Source organism: Algoriphagus hitonicola (assembly GCF_900113375.1).
Lineage (GTDB): Bacteria > Bacteroidota > Bacteroidia > Cytophagales > Cyclobacteriaceae > Algoriphagus > Algoriphagus hitonicola.
Map to the genome: position 1 here is coordinate 17372 of NZ_FOPC01000003.1, position 19494 is coordinate 36865.

Genomic DNA, 19494 nt, shown 5'->3' on the forward strand with positions numbered 1-19494 from the left:
TAAAAACACCTGCTAAAATTAAGGCAGGACCCACGGCGCGATCCTTTTGAGTTGGATACATATAAAATTTGCAAATAATATTTTGAAATACAACCACTTGACAATTCTTTTCTAGGTTTCTTTCAGATTATCATTTTTTTAAGTTTTTCTCCAGCATAGCAGATTTGGGAATACTTGTGCATTTTTGATCATCTGATAAAATCCTGCACTTATGAAAACCATAAAACCCACCCTGATTTTTTTGCTTCTTATTTGGATCACAGCCTGTGAGTCTAAAAAGAACCTTTTAAAAACGGAATCCATCATGTCGATCACCTTTGGTTCGTGCAATAGGCAGGATGCTCCTCAGCCCCTTTGGGAGCCGATTTTAGCAGAAAATTCCGATTTATGGATTTGGATGGGGGATAATATCTATGGAGATACGCACAATATGGATACGCTGCGCGCAAAATATGCCCGACAAAAAGCCAATCCAGCATATCAGCAATTGAGAAAATCCACCTCCATCATTGGTATTTGGGATGATCACGATTACGGGATCAATGATGGGGGGAAATATTACGTACACAAGGAACAATCGCAGCAGTTGATGCTGGATTTCTTGGATGTGCCCAAAAATGCACCTGAGCGAAAGCGAGAAGGAGCTTATGCAGCGCATCTTTTCGGTTCGGGAGATAATCGGGTAAAAGTTATTCTGCTAGACGCTCGCTATCATCGAGATACGCTGATGCGTGCGAATGGTACCTATATCCCCAATGAAAATGGACAGGTATTAGGAGAGGAGCAATGGAACTGGCTGGAAAATGAACTGAAAACCAGTGAAGCCCAAGTCAACTTGATCGTTTCTGGTGTCCAGTTTTTGCCTGTAGATCATGTATATGAAAAGTGGGCCAATTTTCCCAAAGAGCGGGAGCGGCTATTGGATTTGATCGCTTCATCTGATGCGAAAACTCCGGTATTGTTGAGTGGAGACCGGCATATTGCCGAGTTGATGAAATTGGAGGATGAACGTTTTCCCGGTGGACTTTATGAAATCACTTCCAGCGGTTTGACTCATACTTGGAGCAAAGTAGGAGAGGAAGAAAACCGCTTTCGCATCGGTGAATTGATCGCAAAATTAAATTATGGTCTGGCCGAGATTGATTGGCAGAATCGTTCCATTGAATTTCATATCAAAGGGCTGGATGGGGATACTTATGCCAGTCTTACTGTTCCATTTACTGATCATTAAACGAATAAAATATGTTTAAACGTAGAGAATTCATCAAATCACTGAGTGTCAGCTCAGCCATGTTTTGGGGCTTAGGAGGGGCTGTTTTGGCAGAAAACTTAGACGTCCAAAATCAAACTTTATTATCCCGGTTTTCACCGATCCGGGTTCGAGGTAAAGTAAGTTCCGCGGGCAAAGGCATTTCTGGCGTTGCAATCTCCGATGGAAGATCGGTAGTACAGACCGATCAAAATGGAGATTATACCCTTCTCAGCTCTTCAGACCGTGAATTTGTATTTGTATCCCTTCCCTCAGGATATCAAATTCAACGTCAGCAAAATGGTTCTGCTCAGTTTTTTAAGAGATTAAACAACAATCAGAACGAGCAGCAGATTTCCTTTGAACTGACCAAGAATATCCAATCGGATGAAAATCATCATTTTTTGCTGCTTTCAGATACTCAGATTCAGGATGCCTACGAAGCTGAGCAAATGCTGAGCACCAGTATTCCGGATGTCCAACAAACCATCGCGAAAATCAATGACCCCAATATTTTTGGTATTGGCTGCGGGGATTTGGTATTTGATCGCTTGGAATTATTTAAGGAATATAATCAGGGAATCGCTGCAACGGGAATTCCATTTTTTCAGGTGTTAGGAAATCATGACATGGATTTTGGAGTTCGGTCTGATGCCGGGACTGCCCAAACCTTCAAAGGCCATTTTGGACCAACATACTACTCGTGGAATCGGGGAGAAGTGCATCATGTGGTCTTGGATGATGTATTTTACCTGGGTGTAGGGACCAAGTATATTGGTTACATCTCAGAAGAACAATTGGCTTGGCTAGAGCAGGATCTGGCATTGGTTGAAAAAGGGAAAACAGTGGTGGTTTCCTTGCATATTCCCAGCTATACCGGAGCCGTTGAGCGCTATCCCGATCGGGATACCTTAGGAGGAACTGTTAGCAACCGGGAGCATCTTTACCGGCTTTTGGAAGGATATAATGCACACCTGCTATCTGGACATACGCACTTCAATGACAATATGATCATGGGGCATGTTTATGAGCATTGTCACGGGACAGTTTGTGGAGCCTGGTGGTCAGGGCCCATTTGCTATGATGGTACACCAAGCGGCTATGCGATTTATGAAGCGAGGGGCTCGGAACTGAAATGGACTTACAAAGGAACGGGATTGAGTGAAGAAGAGCAGTTTAGGGTTTATCCCAAAGGCTATCATTCGGATTTTAAAGACCACGTTTCAGTGAACTGCTGGAACTATGATCCGGCATGGGAACTCAGCTGGTATGAAAATGGGATCAAAGTGGGTTCACCCGAAAAAATTCGGGCTTTGGATCCTTGGAGTATGGAACTCCATACCGGCCCGGAATTACCCGCTCGGCGACAGTGGGTAGAACCCCAACTCAATGATCATATGTTTTTCTTCCAGCCTGATCAAACCGAAAACTTGGTTTTCGAAGCCAAAGACCGATTTGGCCGAGTGTTTTCGAAGAAAGTCCAGATCTAAAATAAAGGCCTTGATAATCTCTTTCAAGGCCTTTATTTTTTAATATCCCGCGGCCTCATTTTCTCTGCGGGGATCTGCTCCGCCTTCAAGCTTGCCATCAGGCAAAAGCATGATTGCATCTACTGAACCAATAATCGGGGTTCGCCCCTCATTGATCAGGTAGTTTTTGGATGTCAGACTCCGATATACTGAACTGTCTAGCGTATTTTCCTCAAATAAAATCTGATCAGGAAGCCATTGATGATGAAACCTCGGAGCTTCTACAGCTTCCTGCATCGTCATGTCAAATTCATAGGCATTGAGAATAGTCTGAGCTACTGCAGTGATAATGGTAGACCCGCCTGGAGTTCCCAATATCATCCAGAGTTTACCATCACGCTCGACCAAAGTAGGGGTCATGGAACTTAGCATTCGCTTTCCAGGCGCTATGCTATTGGCATCTGCCCCGATTAAGCCAAACATGTTGGGCACCCCGGCTTTGCTGCTAAAGTCATCCATTTCATTATTCATAAAAAAGCCCAATTCATCCAGGTAAACCTTGGAACCATAGGCGCCATTTAAGGTGGTTGTCACTGCCAATGCATTTCCCTCCGCATCCATGATGGAATAGTGAGTGGTTTCCATACTTTCCGCAAATTGTACCTTTCCCTCAGCGATATCTTCTGATTTGGTAGCCAAATTTGGATCGTAATCATCCATTCTTGATTTTAAGTAATCAGCATCAAGTAGTTGATCCACCGGAATCGCCACAAAGTCAGGATCTCCTAAGTAATAATTCCGATCCGCATAGGCCCTACGCATAGCTTCCGTGAGTATTTGGATGTATTCGGAGGAATTATGGCCCATTTTTTTCAAATCAAAAGGCTCTACCATTTTTAAAATTTGACCTATAGTTACCCCGCCGGAGCTTGGTGGCGCCATAGAAATGATGCGTAATTCCTTATAATCGAAGACCACGGGATCTCTCCAAACTGCTTCATACGATGCCAAATCCTCCAAGGTGATGATGCCACCCATGCTTTGTAGGTGGTCGACAAGGATCCTTGCCGTTTCACCTTTATAAAACTCATCTCTACCATTTTGGGCAATGCGTTCCAGCGTTTCGGCAAGCGCAAGGTTTTTGATGGTATCTCCTGCACTTCTCTCTTTTCCATAAAAAGTATCCTCTCCATTGACTTCTCTAACCACTTCTAAGATTCCTCTCAATCTAGATTCTTGTTGGGGGCTGATCACAAAACCATTTCGTGCCAAATCAATGACGGGTTGTAGAATCTCCGCAGGACTGAGTTTTCCGAATTTTTCCTGCGCTGTAAAAATCCCCGCGATCGTGCCGGGAACTCCCGAAGCCAAGGCTCCTTCGGTGCTCAATCCGGGAATCACTTCACCGTTTTCATCCAAATACATGTCCCTACTTGCTGCCAAAGGCGCCTTCTCCCGGTAATCAATGGAGCCGATCTCTCCATCAGCCATCCGATATACAGCAAATCCGCCGCCTCCCAAATTCCCGGCAAAAGGAAAGGTCACTGCCAAAGCCATCTCGGTTGCCATCATGGCATCAAAAGCATTTCCTCCCTTTTTCAAGATTTCCACTCCAATTCGGGATGCTTCGCCTCGGGCAGAAACAATCATGGCATTTTCTGCGATGAGACCTCTTTTTGGGATCTGTTCTTGGGTAGACTGCGAACAAGAAAGGAGGAGAAACTGAAAACCGGCCAGTAATGCAATTCCTAGTGTTGAAAATAATTTATTCATCAAGAAGGGTAGTGTTGAAAAGCTTCAAAATTCGTTTATATTCATCCGTCCATGAGCTCGGCTCTACAAATCCGTGATCTTCTACCGGATAAATGGCCATTTCCCAATTGTCTTTTCCGAGTTCGATCAGGCGCTGGGAAAGCCGGACCACATCCTGAAAATGAACATTGACATCGACCATTCCGTGAGCCATCAGAAGATTGCCCTCCAGGCCTTCGGCAAAGTAAATCGGAGAAGATCTGCGATAGGCAATAGGATCATCCTCCGGGTTATTGAGAATGTTGGAAGTATAGCCATGATTGTAATGCGCCCAATCGGTCACTGATCGGAGTGCCGCTCCGGATTTGAATGTTTCCGGCTCTGTGAATAAAGCCATCAAGGTGATAAAACCTCCATAGCTACCGCCGTAAATCCCGATTTTTTCCGGATCCACGCCGTAGTTTTTAATCAGGTGCTGAGCCCCATCTGTTTGATCTGAAAGATCCTTTCCGCCCATTTGACGATAGATGCCTGTTCGCCAATCCCTTCCATATCCAGCTGAAGCACGATAATCAATGTCCAATACCGTGTAACCCAAATCAGTCAGCAGGTTGTGAAACATATACTCTCGGAAATAGCTGCTCCACCATTTGTGCACATTTTGGAGATAGCCAGCTCCGTGGACAAAGATCACCGCAGCACCGTTCTTTTTGGCGGGATCTGGAGTATAAATCCTGGCAGGAACCATCGCCCCATCCCGGGCTTCAAACCGGATGATTTCTGGATCTCTCCAAGGATACGATTTAAACTCTTCGCTTTGACCGAAGGTCAATTGCTTTTCCTCTGCTTTTCCTTTATTGTCTTTGATAAAAAGCTCCGTGGGACGATTGCTGTAGGAATGAAGGATCGCCAGTTTATTTTCATCCGGTGAAAGCCTGACATCATTATTTCCGGTCATGGAGGTTAGCTTTTCCATTTTTCCGCCCATCAAAGGCATTTTGTAAAAATGTCGCTCTCCAGGATCCACCTCAGAGGTGGTTAGATACCAAGACTTTTGATCATTGGAAATAAATGGATCAAAAACCTCATAGTTTCCTTGAGTCAGGGCAGTTTTTTCTTTGGAATCGACATTCAACAAATACAAATGAGAATAGCCACTTGCCTCAGATTGGAAATAAATATGCTGATTGTCGGGAAGCCATCCCAAAGTTCCTCCCGAGAAGGTCCAGCCGATCCCAGGACCTGCGATCCACGCCTCATCTCGCTGCCGATCTAAGGAAGTCAATTCCCCAGTCAAAAGATCAACTGCTGTTATCCAGCGATCTTTGTTGTCAAAGGAACGAGCCTGAATAATGGCCTTGGAGCCATCTGCAGAAAATACCGGACCAAATAAGGCTACACCTCTTTTTTTCTCTTCTACTTTTCGATCAGGATAATCTGCCAGATAATCCGGTTGATCCTTTAGGCCGGGAAGATTTTCCACAGAAACAAAATACACGGTATCCCGCGTCAAATCATAAATTCCGATTTCGGATTGGGTAGGAGTGGTGCCTACTTTTGGACGGGAATTAAGGTCCTCAGTATATCCAGAAGCCGCGACATAATCCGGGACTTTAGTGTTTTTGTTGCTTGATGAACTATAAAAAGTAAAGGTAGCAAATCGGGCATCCGGGGAAAGCTGCAGGTTTGAAGGGTTTTTACCGGAGGTGTAATAAGTGAAGTCTTTGTTTTCGCTTTGGGTAGCATCTCGATAGTTCTTGCTCAGCTGATCATTTTCCTGACGCTGCCTGACTACCTCTAGCAATTTGAGATTTTCCTCTACCAAAAACTTTTTGTCGTTTTCATTTGATTTTTTCTGATCATCGCTAGGCTGATTTCCAGTAGAAATATTGGTTTTTCTGACCACGCTGCCAGTTTCAATATTGAGCACAAAAAGATTTTGCTCACTGACGAAGGATATAAAACTTTCATCTGCCAAAAAATTTGGGTTGCTTAGGCGGTTGTGCCAATCCAAAATCACTGATGCACTGCCCTTTGAGAGATCCTCCAACCAGATCTTTCGACCATTTTCTACATAGATTCTTAAATTCTTTCCTTGATTAAGCCTTGCTTGACTTTTGCTCAAGGATTTTTCTTCTGATAAAGCAACTTTTTGAATTTGGTCAGGCTGGTCCAATCTGATTTTATACAAGGAATCAGCAGGATCAGATTCCAAATTGTATTCGAAATACAAGGTTTTGCTATCATCACTCCAGCGTGCGGAAGAAGGAAAAGTACCCATCCACTTGGGATCACGCATGATGTATTCTACAGAAAGTGTGGATTGGGCAATTGATTCTACTGACCAAATCAATAGAATGGTCAGCAAAGGGTACTTGATTCTCATGAAATGCGTTTTTAGATGGGATTAAGCCAGCGCACCGAGAAATTGTGCCAGTTCGGATTCGATAATTCGGATCTCTTCTTGGAGCTTTTCATTTAACTTTTCCGAACTTTCTAAATTTGCCTCGATGTCTTCCAGGATTTTTCTAGTTTTCAAAGCTCCAATATAGCTCATGCTGGGTTTAGCTTTGTGACATCTTTTTTTAATGGTTTTAAAATCATTTTCAGTGTAAAAAGTATCCAATTCTTTTAAATCCTGAATATTGGTATCTAAAATTATTTGAATCATTTCCCGAATCATATCCGGGTCGTCATCGCCAAAATATTGGTATATGGCCTGTTCACTGATGATTTTGTACATAGTTTTCTGCAGGGGTGGTTAAAAATTTTGCTACTCCATTCTCTAAAATTATAAACATTTTTCAAAAAGCATTATTTCTACCTTTGAGAATTAAAGATTATTTCAAAATTAGGGAGGATTCAGGCATCTCCTTAATTTTGCAGACGTATTCTATCCAATAGATTAAACTATGCAAAAGAACAAAAAACTATTTCTCTTGCTATTTGTCATATTCATGTTGCTCATGCTTTGGATTGGGTATGACATCTCCCAGCGGACGACATTTCCGGGAGCAAAGGGGAATTTGAAAGAACGAATCAGTACGGGACAAGATTAATGACTGGAAAAAAAATAGATATCGATCGGCTCGATTTGGAGCGAATGAAAGATAAAACCACCGATACACCGGGGACTTTGCCTTATGCGCACCATTCGGGAAGTGCACTCGTCAAACCCGAGGACAAAGGTAAAATCACGGGTCGTGCCGTGGCGGCCATGCAATCGCAGACAGATATGCAGATGGCTCAAATCTACGATCAAATGCAGCTTTTGGCTGATCAGGCCAAAAAAATCAGAGCAAGAGTGGAAGTTTCTGAGCGGATTTACCAAGCTTCCATCGGCTTTGAACCGCTGATCAATCATCGGTATTTTTTATATCAAAAAGAAGATGGGATGGATTTTTTGAGCATGATAGCTCCCGAAGAGTGGGGAAGGAAGAAGAATTTTGCCAGCTTTGTAGCCGAAGTGAAATTGCTTGCGGACCATACCTGGGAGATTCTCAGAGAAAATACCTAAATCCATGTCCAGTATTTTTGTCGAAAACCTATTTTCCATTCTGAGAGAAGAGTTGATTGCTGTAGAGGAGAATTTCACTCTTGAGGTGAATCCGGATTTTCTCGATGAAAAAGGAAAAAATTGGCTTCAGGAAATTTTCGAAGAGTTGAGCGGACAAGGGTCTTTTCCCCAACTCGAAAAAGTAAAATTTGATCTGAAAATTAACCGAACAGTAGTTCTTTTTGACTTTGAGTTGAATTTTAATCGATATCGGTTAAAAACTTTTAGATCAGGACTTTATGAAAATTTTCAATTTCCATTTGTCGAGTCACATAAGCGCCTATGCAGAACTTACGAAAAGGAATGCATGAAAGCAGGACTACAGGCTCGATATTGGAATGGGCCTCCTGTGGCAACTCAGTGGTTTGGGGATTCGGAGGAAATCGGGGACTTTTCAGGAAATGGATCTTCAGGCTGGAAGCTGCGTGCCTACAATGATTCACAAATCGATTTATTGTCCAGAATTCATGGTTTTAAATTGATTCGGATTTCTCCCTACGAAACACTCATGACTGGAGGCGCTTTACGTCGCTTGGATCAGCTGCTGATGAATCCAAAGGAGGAGCAGCAAAAAGTCGTCTTGAATTGGCTGATCCGAAAACTGGAAATTGACTCAGAAAAGAAAAACCAGCTCTAAGTAGAACTGGTTTTTCAAATAGAGAAAGTAGATTGATTTAGGAAAACAATCCAAAAATTTCCCGTTCGATTTTTTCGACGATATAGGAAAAATCCTCCGACCGCTCTACAAAATCCAGCTCATTGACATCGATGATAAGCAACTTTCCTTCTTTGTACCCGGCTATCCAATCCTCATAATGCTGATTGAGATTTTTGAGGTAATCAATCCGCATGGTTGTTTCGTAGCTGCGGCCGCGTTTTTCGATTTGTCCCACCAGCTTGGGAATATCTGCTTTGAGGTAAATCAGTAAATCGGGTGCTTTGACATGTCGAATCATCGAATCAAACAAGCTCCGATAGTTCCAATAATCCCGTTCAGTCAGCAGTTTGCTTTTATACAAATTGGCTGCGAAAATGTAGGCATCTTCGTAGATGGTACGATCCTGAACAGTGTTTTGATTTTCATCCTGGATTTTGCGAATTTGATTGTAGCGGGAGTTTAGAAAATAAACCTGCAAATGAAACGCCCACCGCTTCATATCCTCATAAAAATCCGGCAAATAAGGATTATTGTCAACAGCCTCAAATTCGGCTTTCCAACCATAATGTTTGGCTAGTTTTTCGGTAAGCGTAGTTTTCCCGCTTCCGATATTTCCGGATACTGCTAAGTGCATGGATCTATATTGATGAAAAGAGCGAAATTATTTTTTGAAACGGGCAGCTACTTGTAGATCCTTGCTTCCTGGCGTGTAATGATAGAAACCTTCTCCTGTTTTGACGCCTTTATATCCTGCTTCCACCATATTGATCAAAAGGGGACAAGGGGCGTATTTTGGATTGCCAAAGCCATCATGAAGCACTTTAAGAATGGACAAACAAACGTCCAAACCGATAAAGTCCGCCAATTGCAATGGACCCATGGGATGAGCCATTCCGAGTTTCATTACGGTATCAATTTCCGCTACTCCAGCTACTCCCTCGAAAAGCGTGTAGATAGCCTCATTGATCATAGGCATCAGGATTCGATTGGCAACAAAGCCCGGATAGTCATTAACCTCAACCGGCACTTTTCCCAATCCCTCCGATAGTTTCATGATATTTTGAGTGACTTCATCCGAGGTTGCATAGCCTCTGATCACCTCGATAAGTTTCATCACGGGCACAGGATTCATAAAGTGCATGCCGATCACCTGAGTCGGACGTTGAGTTGCTGAAGCGATTTTGGTAATGGAAATCGAAGAAGTATTGGATGCGAGAATAGCGGATTTGGGAGCTAAATAATCGATTTTTTTGAACAGGTCAAGTTTTATACTCATGTTTTCGGTAGCAGCTTCGACCACTAGGTCAGCAGATTTTACACCCTCATCCAAATGGGTGAAAGTCGTGATTCTTCCCAGTGTATCCTCCTTTTGCTCCAAAGTCAAAATTCCTTTTCCTACCTGTCGGTCCAGATTTTTGTCAATGGTGGCCATGGCCTTTTTCAAAAACTCCTCTTTCAAATCGACAAGCGAAATCTCAAATCCATTTTGGGCAAATACATGAGCAATGCCATTTCCCATCGTTCCGGAACCGATTACTGTTATGTTTTTCATTGTTAATGATTTAGAATATAAAAACGCTATTATTTGGGTTTATGAAAACGAAAAGTACTTTTCGTTTTGTCAAAACTACTTCTCCTTAGAGGCATTTCCAATTTTTAACCGACTGATTCCAGTCATTGTTTGTCATATTTTCCCACCGGGAGTTTTGGATTTATCCATACCTTTACAGCATGAAAGAACTAGGTTTAATCAGCAAATTACCGATTAATCGATTCACGGATTTTGGTGCCTATTTGGCCTTGGAAGATGGAGATGAGTTATTGCTGCCTCAGGGCTATCTGACCGGAAACGAGCGAGAGGGAGATGTGTTAGAGGTTTTTGTTTACACTGACAGCGAAGATCGTCCTGTAGCGGTTACCGATCGGCCAAATGCACTCTTGGATGAATGGGCTGTAATGGAGGCAAAAGAAGTGACTTCGTTTGGGGCTTTTATGGATTGGGGTTTGCTCAAGGACTTACTCGTACCAAATTCCGAAATGGGAAAACCCATGGAAGTAGGAGGAAAATACCTGGTTAAAGTTTGCGTGGATTATCAGACCAACCGACTGATCGGAAGCACCAAGCACCGTGATTTTATCTATCCTGCTCCCAAGGATTATGAGCCTGGAAATGAAGTAGAAGGGTTGATTTTTGATAAAACTGATTTAGGGTATAAAGTACTACTGGAGGATCGATATGAAGGGTTGATTTATGCCAACGAGGTGTTTGAGCCCTTGGATATCGGAAACAAACGGAAAATGTACGTCAAAAAGCGAAGGGATGACGGCAAAATTGATCTTCAGCTTTTGCCAATGGGCCGGGAGAAGTATGAAGAAGGAGCGGAGAAGATTTTGAGTATTTTAAGAGAAAAGGGTTTTTTGAAGCTTCATGATAAATCCGACCCGGAGGAAATCAAATCCCAGTTGGGAATGAGTAAAAAGCATTTTAAGCAGTGCATCGGTCAGTTGTACAAGGCCAGGGAAATCAAATTGGTAGATGGAGGCATCACACTGATCAACTAAGACATGGCTGTCCAAAAGAATCAGGAAGGGATGGATTTGGGTCAGTTTAGAAAAGAAAGCTTATCTGATTTTTCGTCTAATAAAAAGCTGAAGGACCGGCTTCGCCGTGTCAAATCCAAAAAATTGGATGAGGAATTTGCCCAGCTTCATGATTCGGTTTTTGAAGAAATTGATTGTTTGGAATGTGCCAATTGTTGTAAGACTACCAGTCCGATTTTTTTGCAAACGGATGTAGATCGATTGGCCAAAGTATTTCGGATGAAGCCTTCGGTATTTTTGGATACATATTTGCATAGGGATGCGGACGGGGATTTTGTTTTGAATAGTTCGCCCTGTCCATTCTTGGGAGAAGACAATAAATGTCTGGTGTACGAAGATCGTCCGAAAGCCTGCCGAGAGTATCCTCACACCAATCGGAAGAATATGCACGGAATTTTGGGCTTGACTCTTAAAAACACCTTGGTTTGCCCCGCTGTTTACAAAATTTTTCAGCAGATTGGCAAAGATTATAGGAAGTAAAACTTTTTTTTGGCTTTTTTGAATATCAAACCTATCAATGATATGACTGAAACTAAGGAGACGCACTTTTTAGGCGTTGACGTGGGAGGAACCCACTTAAAAATCGGGCTCGTCGATAAAAACGGGACCATTGTGGATTTTGAAAAGGAGGAAACCATTCCTTTTAGGGATCACCCCAAAGGCTTTGGTGAAGCTTTTATTGAAGGTTTGGAAAAATACCTAAGAAAATATCCTCAAGTAGAAAAAGTGGGGATTGGTCTTCCGGGTTTGATTAGTAAAGACCGAACCACTCCTTTGGAGATTCCGGCTATTCCAAGCCTGAACAATTTCAAACTGAAAGAGGGTTTGGAAAAAAAATACCCGGGAATCGAATTTTATCTGGAAAATGATGCTGCTGCTGCGGCTATTGGGGAGTTTTATTTTGGCAAAGACGATGCCTCCGATAATTTTTTGTTTATCACCATGGGGACTGGCATCGGAAGTGCCCTGGTTTTGGATGGACAGATTTTCAAGGGTTCGAGGGGAAATGCCATGGAAATGGGACATATGCTTTCCAAAGGAAATGCTAGACTTGAAACCCTCGTAGGCAGAATGGGGATTTTGGACATCATGGAGCGATTAATCGCCGCCTATCCTGAAAAAGCCGGGAGGTTAAAGGATAATGAGTTGGGAATCCACCTTTTGGTAGCTACTGCAAGAGAAGGAAACGAAGTGGCTTTGATGGTTTTTGAAGAGGTAGGGGTGATTTTAGGTTCGGCTATTGTCTCTGCCGTACGTATTCTCGACGTCACTGAGGTTCATTTTGGAGGAGGGATTTCTGCCGGATTGGAATTTATGATGCCGGCATTGGAGCGGACGATTCGCCAATACCTTACTCCGTATTACAACAAAGACTTGAAATTGAAAAAAGCAACGCTGGAAAACAATGCTGGCACGCTTGGCGCCGCAGCGCTTTGTTTTATGGGTTCAGGGTTGTAATTGTCACTTCCGAAACCTTGCTGATAGCATTCATTCGAAAAAGGACCCTGAGGGGTTCTTTTTCGCTTTCTACCCCATCACAGTTTTCACTTGGTTCGAGGAAGTAAAAGAAAAAACTTTGGCTTTTATCCACGAGTTCCACGCGATCCGGCCTCCCAAAGGTCTTGATCAAGGCCTGATTATCTGCCCCCAAAAACGAGTTTTTTATTCGCTGTAATTCATCCAGATCCTGCATCCGAAGACCTTTACAGCCATATCGGTCGCTTTTCCAGTTTTCGATATTGATCGAACCGGTTTCCAGTTTGGAAGAGCAACCTGCCAAGACAATCATCAAGGTGATCAATAAGGAAATAGAGAATTTCATAGACTTCATATTTTGAAAGGCAAAGGTACATAAGCCAATTTTGCCAGAGCGGAAATATTTTCATTTTTACCGAATTCTGGGAAAATTTGATTTTGGTCGGCTAGTTTCGATTTTCTGGGTTTTAGGTGATTTAATCCTTATGATTAAGCCTCCGGATTTTCACCACTCAGTTAAATCAGAACAGAGGATTGGTTAAAGCTTGACAATCATGAGATTAATTTTTCCGACAAATATTGTCTCATTTACAAACCGAAAATAGGCCCTGCTGTTTGCCCAAATCGGTTATATTAGCGCATTCAATTGAATCAATATTATGTATCACCGATTTGGTAAAGCCTTCTATTACTTTAGTATTGTGATTTTCTTGTTCATGTTGCTCTATTTCTATTCGGGCATGGGTGAGCAAGTGATTTATGATCTCGCAGAAAGTGAGTCAGGAGGAGGCAGAATAGGCAAAAATACCCTGTTTTATGGGCTAATTGGCTTTTTTATTGTATTGAACGTCATTGCGATTTTCCCTGCAAAAATGCTGGAAACAAAAACTCACCAAAAATTGCACAGGATTTTCCCTTTGGGCGATCCCTATCGGGATTATATTCTGACTTGGTTTTATTCCTTTGGAGGGGTGCTGAATGTGAGTTTGGGAATCATGGCCTTATATTTTCACGCCATCAACAATCAGGAAGGGATCAGTTCGGATTACTTTAACTTTTTCTTCTACCTGATTCCGGTTTTATTGGTGGCTTGGATCATTGGGCTATTCGCACTATTTGTAGGAAAAGCCAAACAATTGAAATCCTGAGCTTGAAGAAAAGACTATGGCAGAAGCAGTTAAATATAACGAAGACAGTATTAAATCCCTTGATTGGAGAGAGCATATTCGACTTCGTCCCGGCATGTACATCGGCAAACTCGGTGACGGAAGTGCTCAGGACGACGGGATTTACGTGTTGGTCAAAGAAGTCCTGGATAATTCCATCGATGAACACATGATGGGATACGGACGAACGATAGAGGTTAAAATTTCCGAGCATCGCGTAGAAATCCGCGATTATGGACGCGGCATTCCCTTGGGAAAAGTGATCGACTGCGTTTCCAAAATCAATACCGGGGGGAAATATGATTCTGGTGCTTTTCAAAAATCCGTAGGTTTGAATGGTGTGGGTACCAAAGCGGTCAATGCGCTTTCGGATTATTTCAAAGTTCAATCCTATCGGGATGGGGAAACGAAGGTGGCCGAATTTGAAAGAGGGATTTTAATCGAGGACCGGAAAGTGGAGAAAAGCTCCGATCGAAACGGAACCAAAGTGATTTTCACTCCCGATGCCAGCATTTTCAAAAATTATCACTTTATCCCCGAATACCTCGAAAATCAGATCTGGAATTATGCTTATCTGAATGCCGGCCTGACCATTAATTTTAATGGGAAGAAATTTTTCTCCGATCGAGGATTGTATGATTTGCTGTCCAATAAAGTCGATGAAGAAAGCGCCCGATATCCCATCATCCACATGAAGGGCAATGATATCGAAGTAGCCATAACCCACTCCAATCAGTACGGTGAGGAGTATTATTCCTTTGTCAACGGACAATACACCACACAGGGAGGAACGCACTTGGCGGCTTTCCGGGAGGCAATAGTGAAAACTGTCCGGGAATTTTATAAAAAAGACTACGATGCATCGGATATCCGCCAAAGTGTAGTAGCGGCCATAGCTGTACGGGTGCAAGAACCCGTCTTTGAATCCCAGACCAAAACCAAATTGGGTTCCCAATCCATCGGGCCGGAAGGTCCCACACTTCGGACTTTTGTCAATGATTTTATCAAAACCGAACTGGACAATTACCTCCATAAAAATCCAGCAGTTGCGGATGCTTTACTTAAGCGGATTTTACAATCTGAACGGGAGAGAAAGGAAATATCCGGGATCAAAAAACTGGCAAACGAGCGGGCAAAAAAAGCCAATCTCCACAATAAAAAGCTAAGAGACTGTCGGGTGCATTATGATGACCCCAAAGCCAACGAAGATCAGAAAAACAATACCATGCTCTTCCTTACCGAGGGAGACTCTGCTTCCGGTTCGATCACCAAATCAAGGGATGTGCAAACTCAAGCCGTGTTTTCACTTCGGGGAAAACCGCTGAATTGCTTCGGGATGACCAAAAAGGTGGTGTATGAGAATGAGGAGTTTAACCTACTTCAGCATGCCCTTAATATTGAAGATGGGATCGAACATCTTCGCTATCGGAAGATCGTCATTGCCACGGATGCGGATGTAGATGGGATGCATATTCGCCTGCTGATCATGACGTATTTCTTGCAGTTTTTCCCTGATTTGGTCAAAAATGGCCATTTGTTCATCTTGGATACCCCTCTTTTCCGGGTGAGAAACAAAAAGGAAACCATCTACTGCTACTCCGATGAAGAGCGTCAGCGAGCTATTCATAAACTGGGTAATAAGCCTGAAATCACTCGTTTCAAAGGCTTAGGTGAAATATCGCCTGAGGAATTTGGGACTTTTATCGGAGAGGATATCCGGCTAGAACCTATCATATTGAATAAGGAAACCAAGATTGTGGATCTTTTGACTTTCTATATGGGAAAAAATACGCCTGATCGTCAAAATTTCATCATTGACAATTTGAAAATTGAAAAGGATTTGGCTTTGGATGATCCTCGTAAACAAGAAGTAAAAGAAGAGGAGGAAGAGGCAGCTTAGTCGGAATGATCCACCTGGCTTTATTGTATAAAAAATGCAAATTATATTGAAATTGTAAAAAATATGCAATAAATTAGAATTCAAATCAACAGAAAAATATGCTGAATTGGATTTTAATGGGGGATATCATTGACAGTAGTAAGCAGGATGCTGTTCTGCTTCAGCAGGAATTTGCAAAATTGATTGATCAGATCAATCATGATTTTGCTGAGGATTTGCTTTCTCCTTTGACTATCACCTTGGGCGATGAGTTTCAGTCCGTTGTTAAAAGCTTGAGGGCATCTGTCGAAATTCTGATTAAACTGGAAGAGCAGAAATGGAATCTAAACTGTCCAGTTAACTTAAGATACAGCTTGGGGTATGGCGAAATTTCAACTCCCATAAACTCACAAATAGCCTATGGGATGATTGGAAGTGGGCTAATGGAAGTGAGAGAGTCTTTGATCGACTTAAAAGAAGAAGCCGATCGAGTGGTGATCCTCGGTGAAGTGCCGAGAGAAGAGGAGATGAAGTTGGCCTTGGATCTATTCTTGGAAATGCATCAAAATTGGAAGTGGAAAGACAGAGATATTATTTCGGGTTATTTTCTCACCAAAGATTATAAGCAAGTTGCCAAAACCATGAAAAAGGATGTTTCTTTGATTTGGAGAAGGTTCAAATCACTAGGATTCAAATCCTATCAAAAGCGGAAAAGACTGGTCAAATTAATTTGTGAGAATGCTTCTTAGCTTTATTGGTATTTATATCGTCTCTGAGATTTTGGCTTATTTTATCTTTCGAGGAGTCAGAAAATTCTATTTGGGAAGTTTTGGATCAAATCGCCCCATGTGGAATGGTATCATCGAGCGCCTTTTTTTATATCTCTGTTTGTTGAGCGGGATTTATCATGGCTTAGTTTTATTCGGAGCTTTGAAAATTGGAACAAGAATAAAAACTGAGGAAAATAAAATATCAAACGATTACTTTCTAATCGGCAATATGATTTCAGTCGGGATTGTCCTTTTGTCGGTCAATCTTTATCAAAAGTGGATTTAAACTAAATGAGCGAAGAACTTAACAAACCTTTGGATTCAGACGAAAGCTTACACGATTCCGTCCCGGTGACGGGTATGTACAAAGATTGGTTTTTGGATTATGCTTCCTATGTGATTTTGGAACGGGCAGTTCCAGCCATCGAAGATGGTTTGAAACCTGTACAGCGCCGGATTCTTCATGCTATGAAGGAAATGGACGATGGGAGATTCAATAAGGTCGCCAATATCATTGGTCAATCCATGCAATACCATCCCCACGGCGATCAGTCCATTGGAGATGCGATTGTCAATTTGGGACAAAAGGAACTGCTCATCGAAACCCAGGGAAACTGGGGAGACGTGCGCACAGGTGACTCCGCCGCAGCTGCCCGATACATCGAGGCGCGGCTTTCCAAGTTTGCCCTTGAGGTAGTCTTCAATCCACAGACGACTGAATGGCAACTTTCCTATGACGGACGAAAACGGGAACCCGTTACGCTCCCGGTCAAATTTCCGCTCTTATTAGCGCAGGGAGTAGAAGGAATTGCAGTGGGGCTTTCGACTAAAATCCTTCCTCACAATTTTTGCGAACTCATCGAAGCCTCCATTGAGATCCTTAAAGGAAATAAAACCAATGTGCTTCCGGATTTTATGCTCGGAGGAATGGCGGACTTCAGCGAGTATAACGAAGGCTTGAGAGGAGGGAAAGTTAAGGTTAGAGCAAGGATAGAAGAGCAGGATTCTAAAATATTATTAATCAAGGAAATACCATATGGAATCACCACAGATTCTTTGATTGATTCGATTTTGAAAGCCAATGACAAAGGCAAAATCAAAATCAAAAAAGTGGTGGATAATACGGCAAAAGATGTGGAGATTCAGATCCATTTGGCCCCCGGTGTATCTCCCGATGTGACGATTGATGCGCTTTATGCTTTTACCGATTGCGAAATTTCCATTTCGCCCAATGCCTGTGTCATTATCGAGGATAAACCCGTCTTTTTGACGGTCAACCAAATCCTGGAATACAATACCAAGCAGACCAAAAATTTACTTAAGCAGGAACTAGAAATCCGAAAGAGTGAATTGATGGAGAAATTGCTTTTTTCTTCTTTGGAGAAAATTTTCATCGAAAATAAAATTTATCGCGATATCGAGGAATGTACTACTTGGGAAGCGGTATTGCAGGCTATTGACAAAGGACTGGACCCGTATAAGCCTGATTTTTATCGGGAAATTACTCAAGATGATCTGATCCGGCTGACAGAAATCAAAATCAAGCGAATCTCCAAGTTTGACACCTTCAAAGCTGACGAACTGATGAAGCGACTTCAGGACGAATTGAAGGAGGTTAATTATAACCTCAAGCATCTGACGGATTACTCGATCAACTATTATAAAAATTTACTGGAAAAATACGGTAAAGGTCGTGAGCGAAAGACCGAAATCCGTGCTTTTGATACAATTCAGGCCAGTGTGGTTGCGGCTAACAATGCCAAACTCTACGTAAATCGTGCAGATGGTTTTGTCGGGATGGGCCTCAAAAAGGACGAATTTGTAAGCGATTGCTCGGATTTGGATGATATCATCGTGATCCGAAAAGATGGGAAAATGATGGTATCCAAGATTCAAGAAAAAAACTTCATGGGTAAGGATATCCTTCATGTGGGGATTTATCGGAAGAATGACGATCGCTTGACCTTCAATCTGATCTATCTCGATGGTACCTCGGGCCGGGCCATGGTGAAGCGATTTCAGCCTGGCGGAGTCACCCGGGATAAGGAATATGATCTTACTAAAGGAACCAAGGGTTCTAAAACGCTCTACCTTACTGCAAACCCAAATGGAGAGGCAGAAATCGTTACGGTATATTTGACGCAAGGGGCGAAAGCAAGAGTGAAGGTTTTTGATTTTGATTTTTCTACCATAGAAATCAAAGGAAGAGGGGCCGGAGGAAATATTTTGACCCGATACCCGGTCCGAAAGATCCAACTCAAAATGGAAGGTGTATCCACCCTAGGCGGATTGGATATTTATTATGATGCAGTAGTTGGTCGCATCAATACGGATGAGCGAGGAAAGCTAATCGGGAATTTCCTCGGAGAGGATAAAATCTTGGTATGTTATAAATCCGGGGAATACGAATTGACGAATTTTGAACTGACCAACCGATACGAAGCTACAGAGGTTCTCTTAATCGAGAAGTTTGATCCTGAAAAAGTCGTCTCGGCGGTTTATTATGATGGTGGAAGCAAAACCTATTATGTGAAGCGTTTTCAAATCGAGACGACTACAATCAACAAGAAGTTTAACTTCATCTCTGACCACAAATCTTCCTATCTTAAAATTGTCTCTACTGATAAGCAACCTCAGGTTTCGGTTCAGATCCAAAAAGGAAAAGAGATAGAAACCGTGGATTATGATCTAGACATGCTGATCGATATCAAAGGTTGGAAAGCGATCGGAAACAAACTCAGTACGCATACAGTCAAAGATTTGGAACTCATTGCCCCCAAATCAAGTCCTAAAGCAGCTGAACAGCCAGCCGAAGCATCGGAAGAGGATGATGAGCTAGAAATCGGAAGTACGATTGATCTTTCGCCCAAAAAAGACGATGACGAACAGCTTGGGCTGTTTTAAGTTTGGCATATCAA

Annotated in this window: 19 protein-coding genes; 13 read left to right on the plus strand and 6 right to left on the minus strand. The window is 42.4% G+C overall.

Features of this window, described 5'->3' with window-relative positions:
- Nucleotides 1-211: 211 nt before the first annotated feature.
- A complete protein-coding gene (locus BM043_RS04880; protein ID WP_092789413.1) occupies nt 212-1231 on the plus strand; it encodes an alkaline phosphatase D family protein in 1020 nt (339 codons plus the stop codon).
- Nucleotides 1232-1242: 11 nt separating this feature from the next.
- The gene (locus BM043_RS04885; protein WP_092789415.1) at nt 1243-2739 is read left to right on the plus strand and encodes a calcineurin-like phosphoesterase C-terminal domain-containing protein; all 1497 of its coding nucleotides are present in this window, start codon (nt 1243-1245) and stop codon (nt 2737-2739) included.
- A 39-nt stretch (nt 2740-2778) separates the two neighbouring features.
- On the opposite strand, the gene ggt is transcribed toward BM043_RS04885, so the two are convergent.
- From ggt to BM043_RS04900, 3 genes are read right to left on the minus strand one after another with little or no spacing between them, the layout of a single operon-like run.
- Nucleotides 2779-4491: a gamma-glutamyltransferase gene (ggt, locus tag BM043_RS04890; RefSeq protein ID WP_092789417.1), complete on the minus strand. Its 1713-nt coding sequence runs from the start codon at nt 4489-4491 to the stop codon at nt 2779-2781.
- Nucleotides 4484-6856, minus strand: a complete 2373-nt coding sequence (locus tag BM043_RS04895) for a S9 family peptidase (protein WP_092789419.1) — start codon at nt 6854-6856, stop codon at nt 4484-4486. Before BM043_RS04895 ends, ggt begins: the two co-directional genes overlap by 8 nt.
- Before the next feature lie 21 nt (nt 6857-6877).
- The gene (locus BM043_RS04900) at nt 6878-7213 is read right to left on the minus strand and encodes an Hpt domain-containing protein (protein WP_092789421.1); all 336 of its coding nucleotides are present in this window, start codon (nt 7211-7213) and stop codon (nt 6878-6880) included.
- Between the two features lie 169 nt (nt 7214-7382).
- On the opposite strand from BM043_RS04900, the gene BM043_RS19450 reads away from it, so the two are divergent.
- The 3 genes from BM043_RS19450 to BM043_RS04910 are packed head-to-tail and all read left to right on the plus strand — an operon-like array spanning nt 7383 to nt 8663.
- Nucleotides 7383-7529: a hypothetical protein gene (locus BM043_RS19450; protein ID WP_177188424.1), complete on the plus strand. Its 147-nt coding sequence runs from the start codon at nt 7383-7385 to the stop codon at nt 7527-7529.
- On the plus strand, nt 7529-7987 hold the full coding sequence (locus BM043_RS04905; RefSeq protein ID WP_092789422.1) for a DUF2452 domain-containing protein: 459 nt from the start codon (nt 7529-7531) through the stop codon (nt 7985-7987). The genes BM043_RS19450 and BM043_RS04905 overlap by 1 nt, the downstream gene beginning before the upstream one ends.
- Nucleotides 7988-7991: 4 nt before the next feature.
- Nucleotides 7992-8663 carry a DUF7255 family protein gene (locus BM043_RS04910; RefSeq protein WP_092789424.1) on the plus strand — a complete coding sequence of 224 codons (672 nt, stop codon included), beginning with the start codon at nt 7992-7994 and terminating at the stop codon, nt 8661-8663.
- A gap of 37 nt (nt 8664-8700) precedes the next feature.
- On the opposite strand, the gene BM043_RS04915 is transcribed toward BM043_RS04910, so the two are convergent.
- A complete protein-coding gene (locus tag BM043_RS04915; protein ID WP_092789426.1) occupies nt 8701-9318 on the minus strand; it encodes a deoxynucleoside kinase in 618 nt (205 codons plus the stop codon).
- A gap of 27 nt (nt 9319-9345) precedes the next feature.
- On the minus strand, nt 9346-10236 hold the full coding sequence (locus BM043_RS04920) for a 3-hydroxyacyl-CoA dehydrogenase family protein (RefSeq protein WP_092789428.1): 891 nt from the start codon (nt 10234-10236) through the stop codon (nt 9346-9348).
- 179 nt (nt 10237-10415) lie between these two features.
- On the opposite strand from BM043_RS04920, the gene BM043_RS04925 reads away from it, so the two are divergent.
- Genes BM043_RS04925 through BM043_RS04935 form a run of 3 tightly spaced genes read left to right on the plus strand, consistent with a single transcriptional unit; the run spans nt 10416 to nt 12743 of the window.
- The gene (locus BM043_RS04925) at nt 10416-11246 is read left to right on the plus strand and encodes a CvfB family protein (RefSeq protein WP_092789909.1); all 831 of its coding nucleotides are present in this window, start codon (nt 10416-10418) and stop codon (nt 11244-11246) included.
- 3 nt (nt 11247-11249) lie between these two features.
- Nucleotides 11250-11765, plus strand: a complete 516-nt coding sequence (locus tag BM043_RS04930; protein ID WP_317042367.1) for a YkgJ family cysteine cluster protein — start codon at nt 11250-11252, stop codon at nt 11763-11765.
- A gap of 42 nt (nt 11766-11807) precedes the next feature.
- On the plus strand, nt 11808-12743 hold the full coding sequence (locus BM043_RS04935; RefSeq protein ID WP_092789913.1) for an ROK family protein: 936 nt from the start codon (nt 11808-11810) through the stop codon (nt 12741-12743).
- On the opposite strand, the gene BM043_RS04940 is transcribed toward BM043_RS04935, so the two are convergent.
- A complete protein-coding gene (locus BM043_RS04940; RefSeq protein WP_377900748.1) occupies nt 12724-13116 on the minus strand; it encodes a hypothetical protein in 393 nt (130 codons plus the stop codon). The two genes, BM043_RS04935 and BM043_RS04940, sit on opposite strands and share 20 nt — an antisense overlap.
- Before the next feature lie 304 nt (nt 13117-13420).
- Here BM043_RS04940 and BM043_RS04945 point away from each other — a divergent pair, with 304 nt between their 5' ends.
- The 5 genes from BM043_RS04945 to BM043_RS04965 all read left to right on the plus strand — a co-directional run bounded on the left by BM043_RS04945 (nt 13421) and on the right by BM043_RS04965 (nt 19480).
- A complete protein-coding gene (locus BM043_RS04945) occupies nt 13421-13909 on the plus strand; it encodes a DNA topoisomerase IV (protein WP_092789432.1) in 489 nt (162 codons plus the stop codon).
- Between the two features lie 16 nt (nt 13910-13925).
- A complete protein-coding gene (locus BM043_RS04950) occupies nt 13926-15827 on the plus strand; it encodes a DNA topoisomerase IV subunit B (protein WP_092789434.1) in 1902 nt (633 codons plus the stop codon).
- Nucleotides 15828-15925: 98 nt separating this feature from the next.
- Entirely contained in the window at nt 15926-16555 is a 630-nt protein-coding gene (locus BM043_RS04955) for a SatD family protein (protein ID WP_092789436.1), read from the plus strand.
- Entirely contained in the window at nt 16545-16862 is a 318-nt protein-coding gene (locus tag BM043_RS04960; protein WP_092789438.1) for a hypothetical protein, read from the plus strand. Before BM043_RS04955 ends, BM043_RS04960 begins: the two co-directional genes overlap by 11 nt.
- 5 nt (nt 16863-16867) lie before the next feature.
- Nucleotides 16868-19480: a DNA gyrase/topoisomerase IV subunit A gene (locus BM043_RS04965; protein ID WP_092789440.1), complete on the plus strand. Its 2613-nt coding sequence runs from the start codon at nt 16868-16870 to the stop codon at nt 19478-19480.
- Nucleotides 19481-19494: the final 14 nt, after the last annotated feature.

Excerpts from the sequence above, each read along its gene's own strand:
- BM043_RS04950 (WP_092789434.1), top strand. The coding sequence starts at position 13,926 with ATGGCAGAAGCAGTTAAATATAACGAAGACAGTATTAAATCCCTTGAT.
- BM043_RS04930 (WP_317042367.1), top strand. The coding sequence starts at position 11,250 with ATGGCTGTCCAAAAGAATCAGGAAGGGATGGATTTGGGTCAGTTTAGA.
- BM043_RS04910 (WP_092789424.1), top strand. The coding sequence starts at position 7,992 with ATGTCCAGTATTTTTGTCGAAAACCTATTTTCCATTCTGAGAGAAGAG.
- BM043_RS04900 (WP_092789421.1), bottom strand. The coding sequence starts at position 7,213 with ATGTACAAAATCATCAGTGAACAGGCCATATACCAATATTTTGGCGAT.
- BM043_RS19450 (WP_177188424.1), top strand. The coding sequence starts at position 7,383 with ATGCAAAAGAACAAAAAACTATTTCTCTTGCTATTTGTCATATTCATG.
- BM043_RS04940 (WP_377900748.1), bottom strand. The coding sequence starts at position 13,116 with ATGAAGTCTATGAAATTCTCTATTTCCTTATTGATCACCTTGATGATT.
- BM043_RS04925 (WP_092789909.1), top strand. The coding sequence starts at position 10,416 with ATGAAAGAACTAGGTTTAATCAGCAAATTACCGATTAATCGATTCACG.
- BM043_RS04915 (WP_092789426.1), bottom strand. The coding sequence starts at position 9,318 with ATGCACTTAGCAGTATCCGGAAATATCGGAAGCGGGAAAACTACGCTT.
- BM043_RS04885 (WP_092789415.1), top strand. The coding sequence starts at position 1,243 with ATGTTTAAACGTAGAGAATTCATCAAATCACTGAGTGTCAGCTCAGCC.
- ggt (WP_092789417.1), bottom strand. The coding sequence starts at position 4,491 with ATGAATAAATTATTTTCAACACTAGGAATTGCATTACTGGCCGGTTTT.
- BM043_RS04965 (WP_092789440.1), top strand. The coding sequence starts at position 16,868 with ATGAGCGAAGAACTTAACAAACCTTTGGATTCAGACGAAAGCTTACAC.
- BM043_RS04945 (WP_092789432.1), top strand. The coding sequence starts at position 13,421 with ATGTATCACCGATTTGGTAAAGCCTTCTATTACTTTAGTATTGTGATT.
- BM043_RS04960 (WP_092789438.1), top strand. The coding sequence starts at position 16,545 with ATGCTTCTTAGCTTTATTGGTATTTATATCGTCTCTGAGATTTTGGCT.
- BM043_RS04880 (WP_092789413.1), top strand. The coding sequence starts at position 212 with ATGAAAACCATAAAACCCACCCTGATTTTTTTGCTTCTTATTTGGATC.
- BM043_RS04895 (WP_092789419.1), bottom strand. The coding sequence starts at position 6,856 with ATGAGAATCAAGTACCCTTTGCTGACCATTCTATTGATTTGGTCAGTA.
- BM043_RS04955 (WP_092789436.1), top strand. The coding sequence starts at position 15,926 with ATGCTGAATTGGATTTTAATGGGGGATATCATTGACAGTAGTAAGCAG.
- BM043_RS04920 (WP_092789428.1), bottom strand. The coding sequence starts at position 10,236 with ATGAAAAACATAACAGTAATCGGTTCCGGAACGATGGGAAATGGCATT.
- BM043_RS04905 (WP_092789422.1), top strand. The coding sequence starts at position 7,529 with ATGACTGGAAAAAAAATAGATATCGATCGGCTCGATTTGGAGCGAATG.
- BM043_RS04935 (WP_092789913.1), top strand. The coding sequence starts at position 11,808 with ATGACTGAAACTAAGGAGACGCACTTTTTAGGCGTTGACGTGGGAGGA.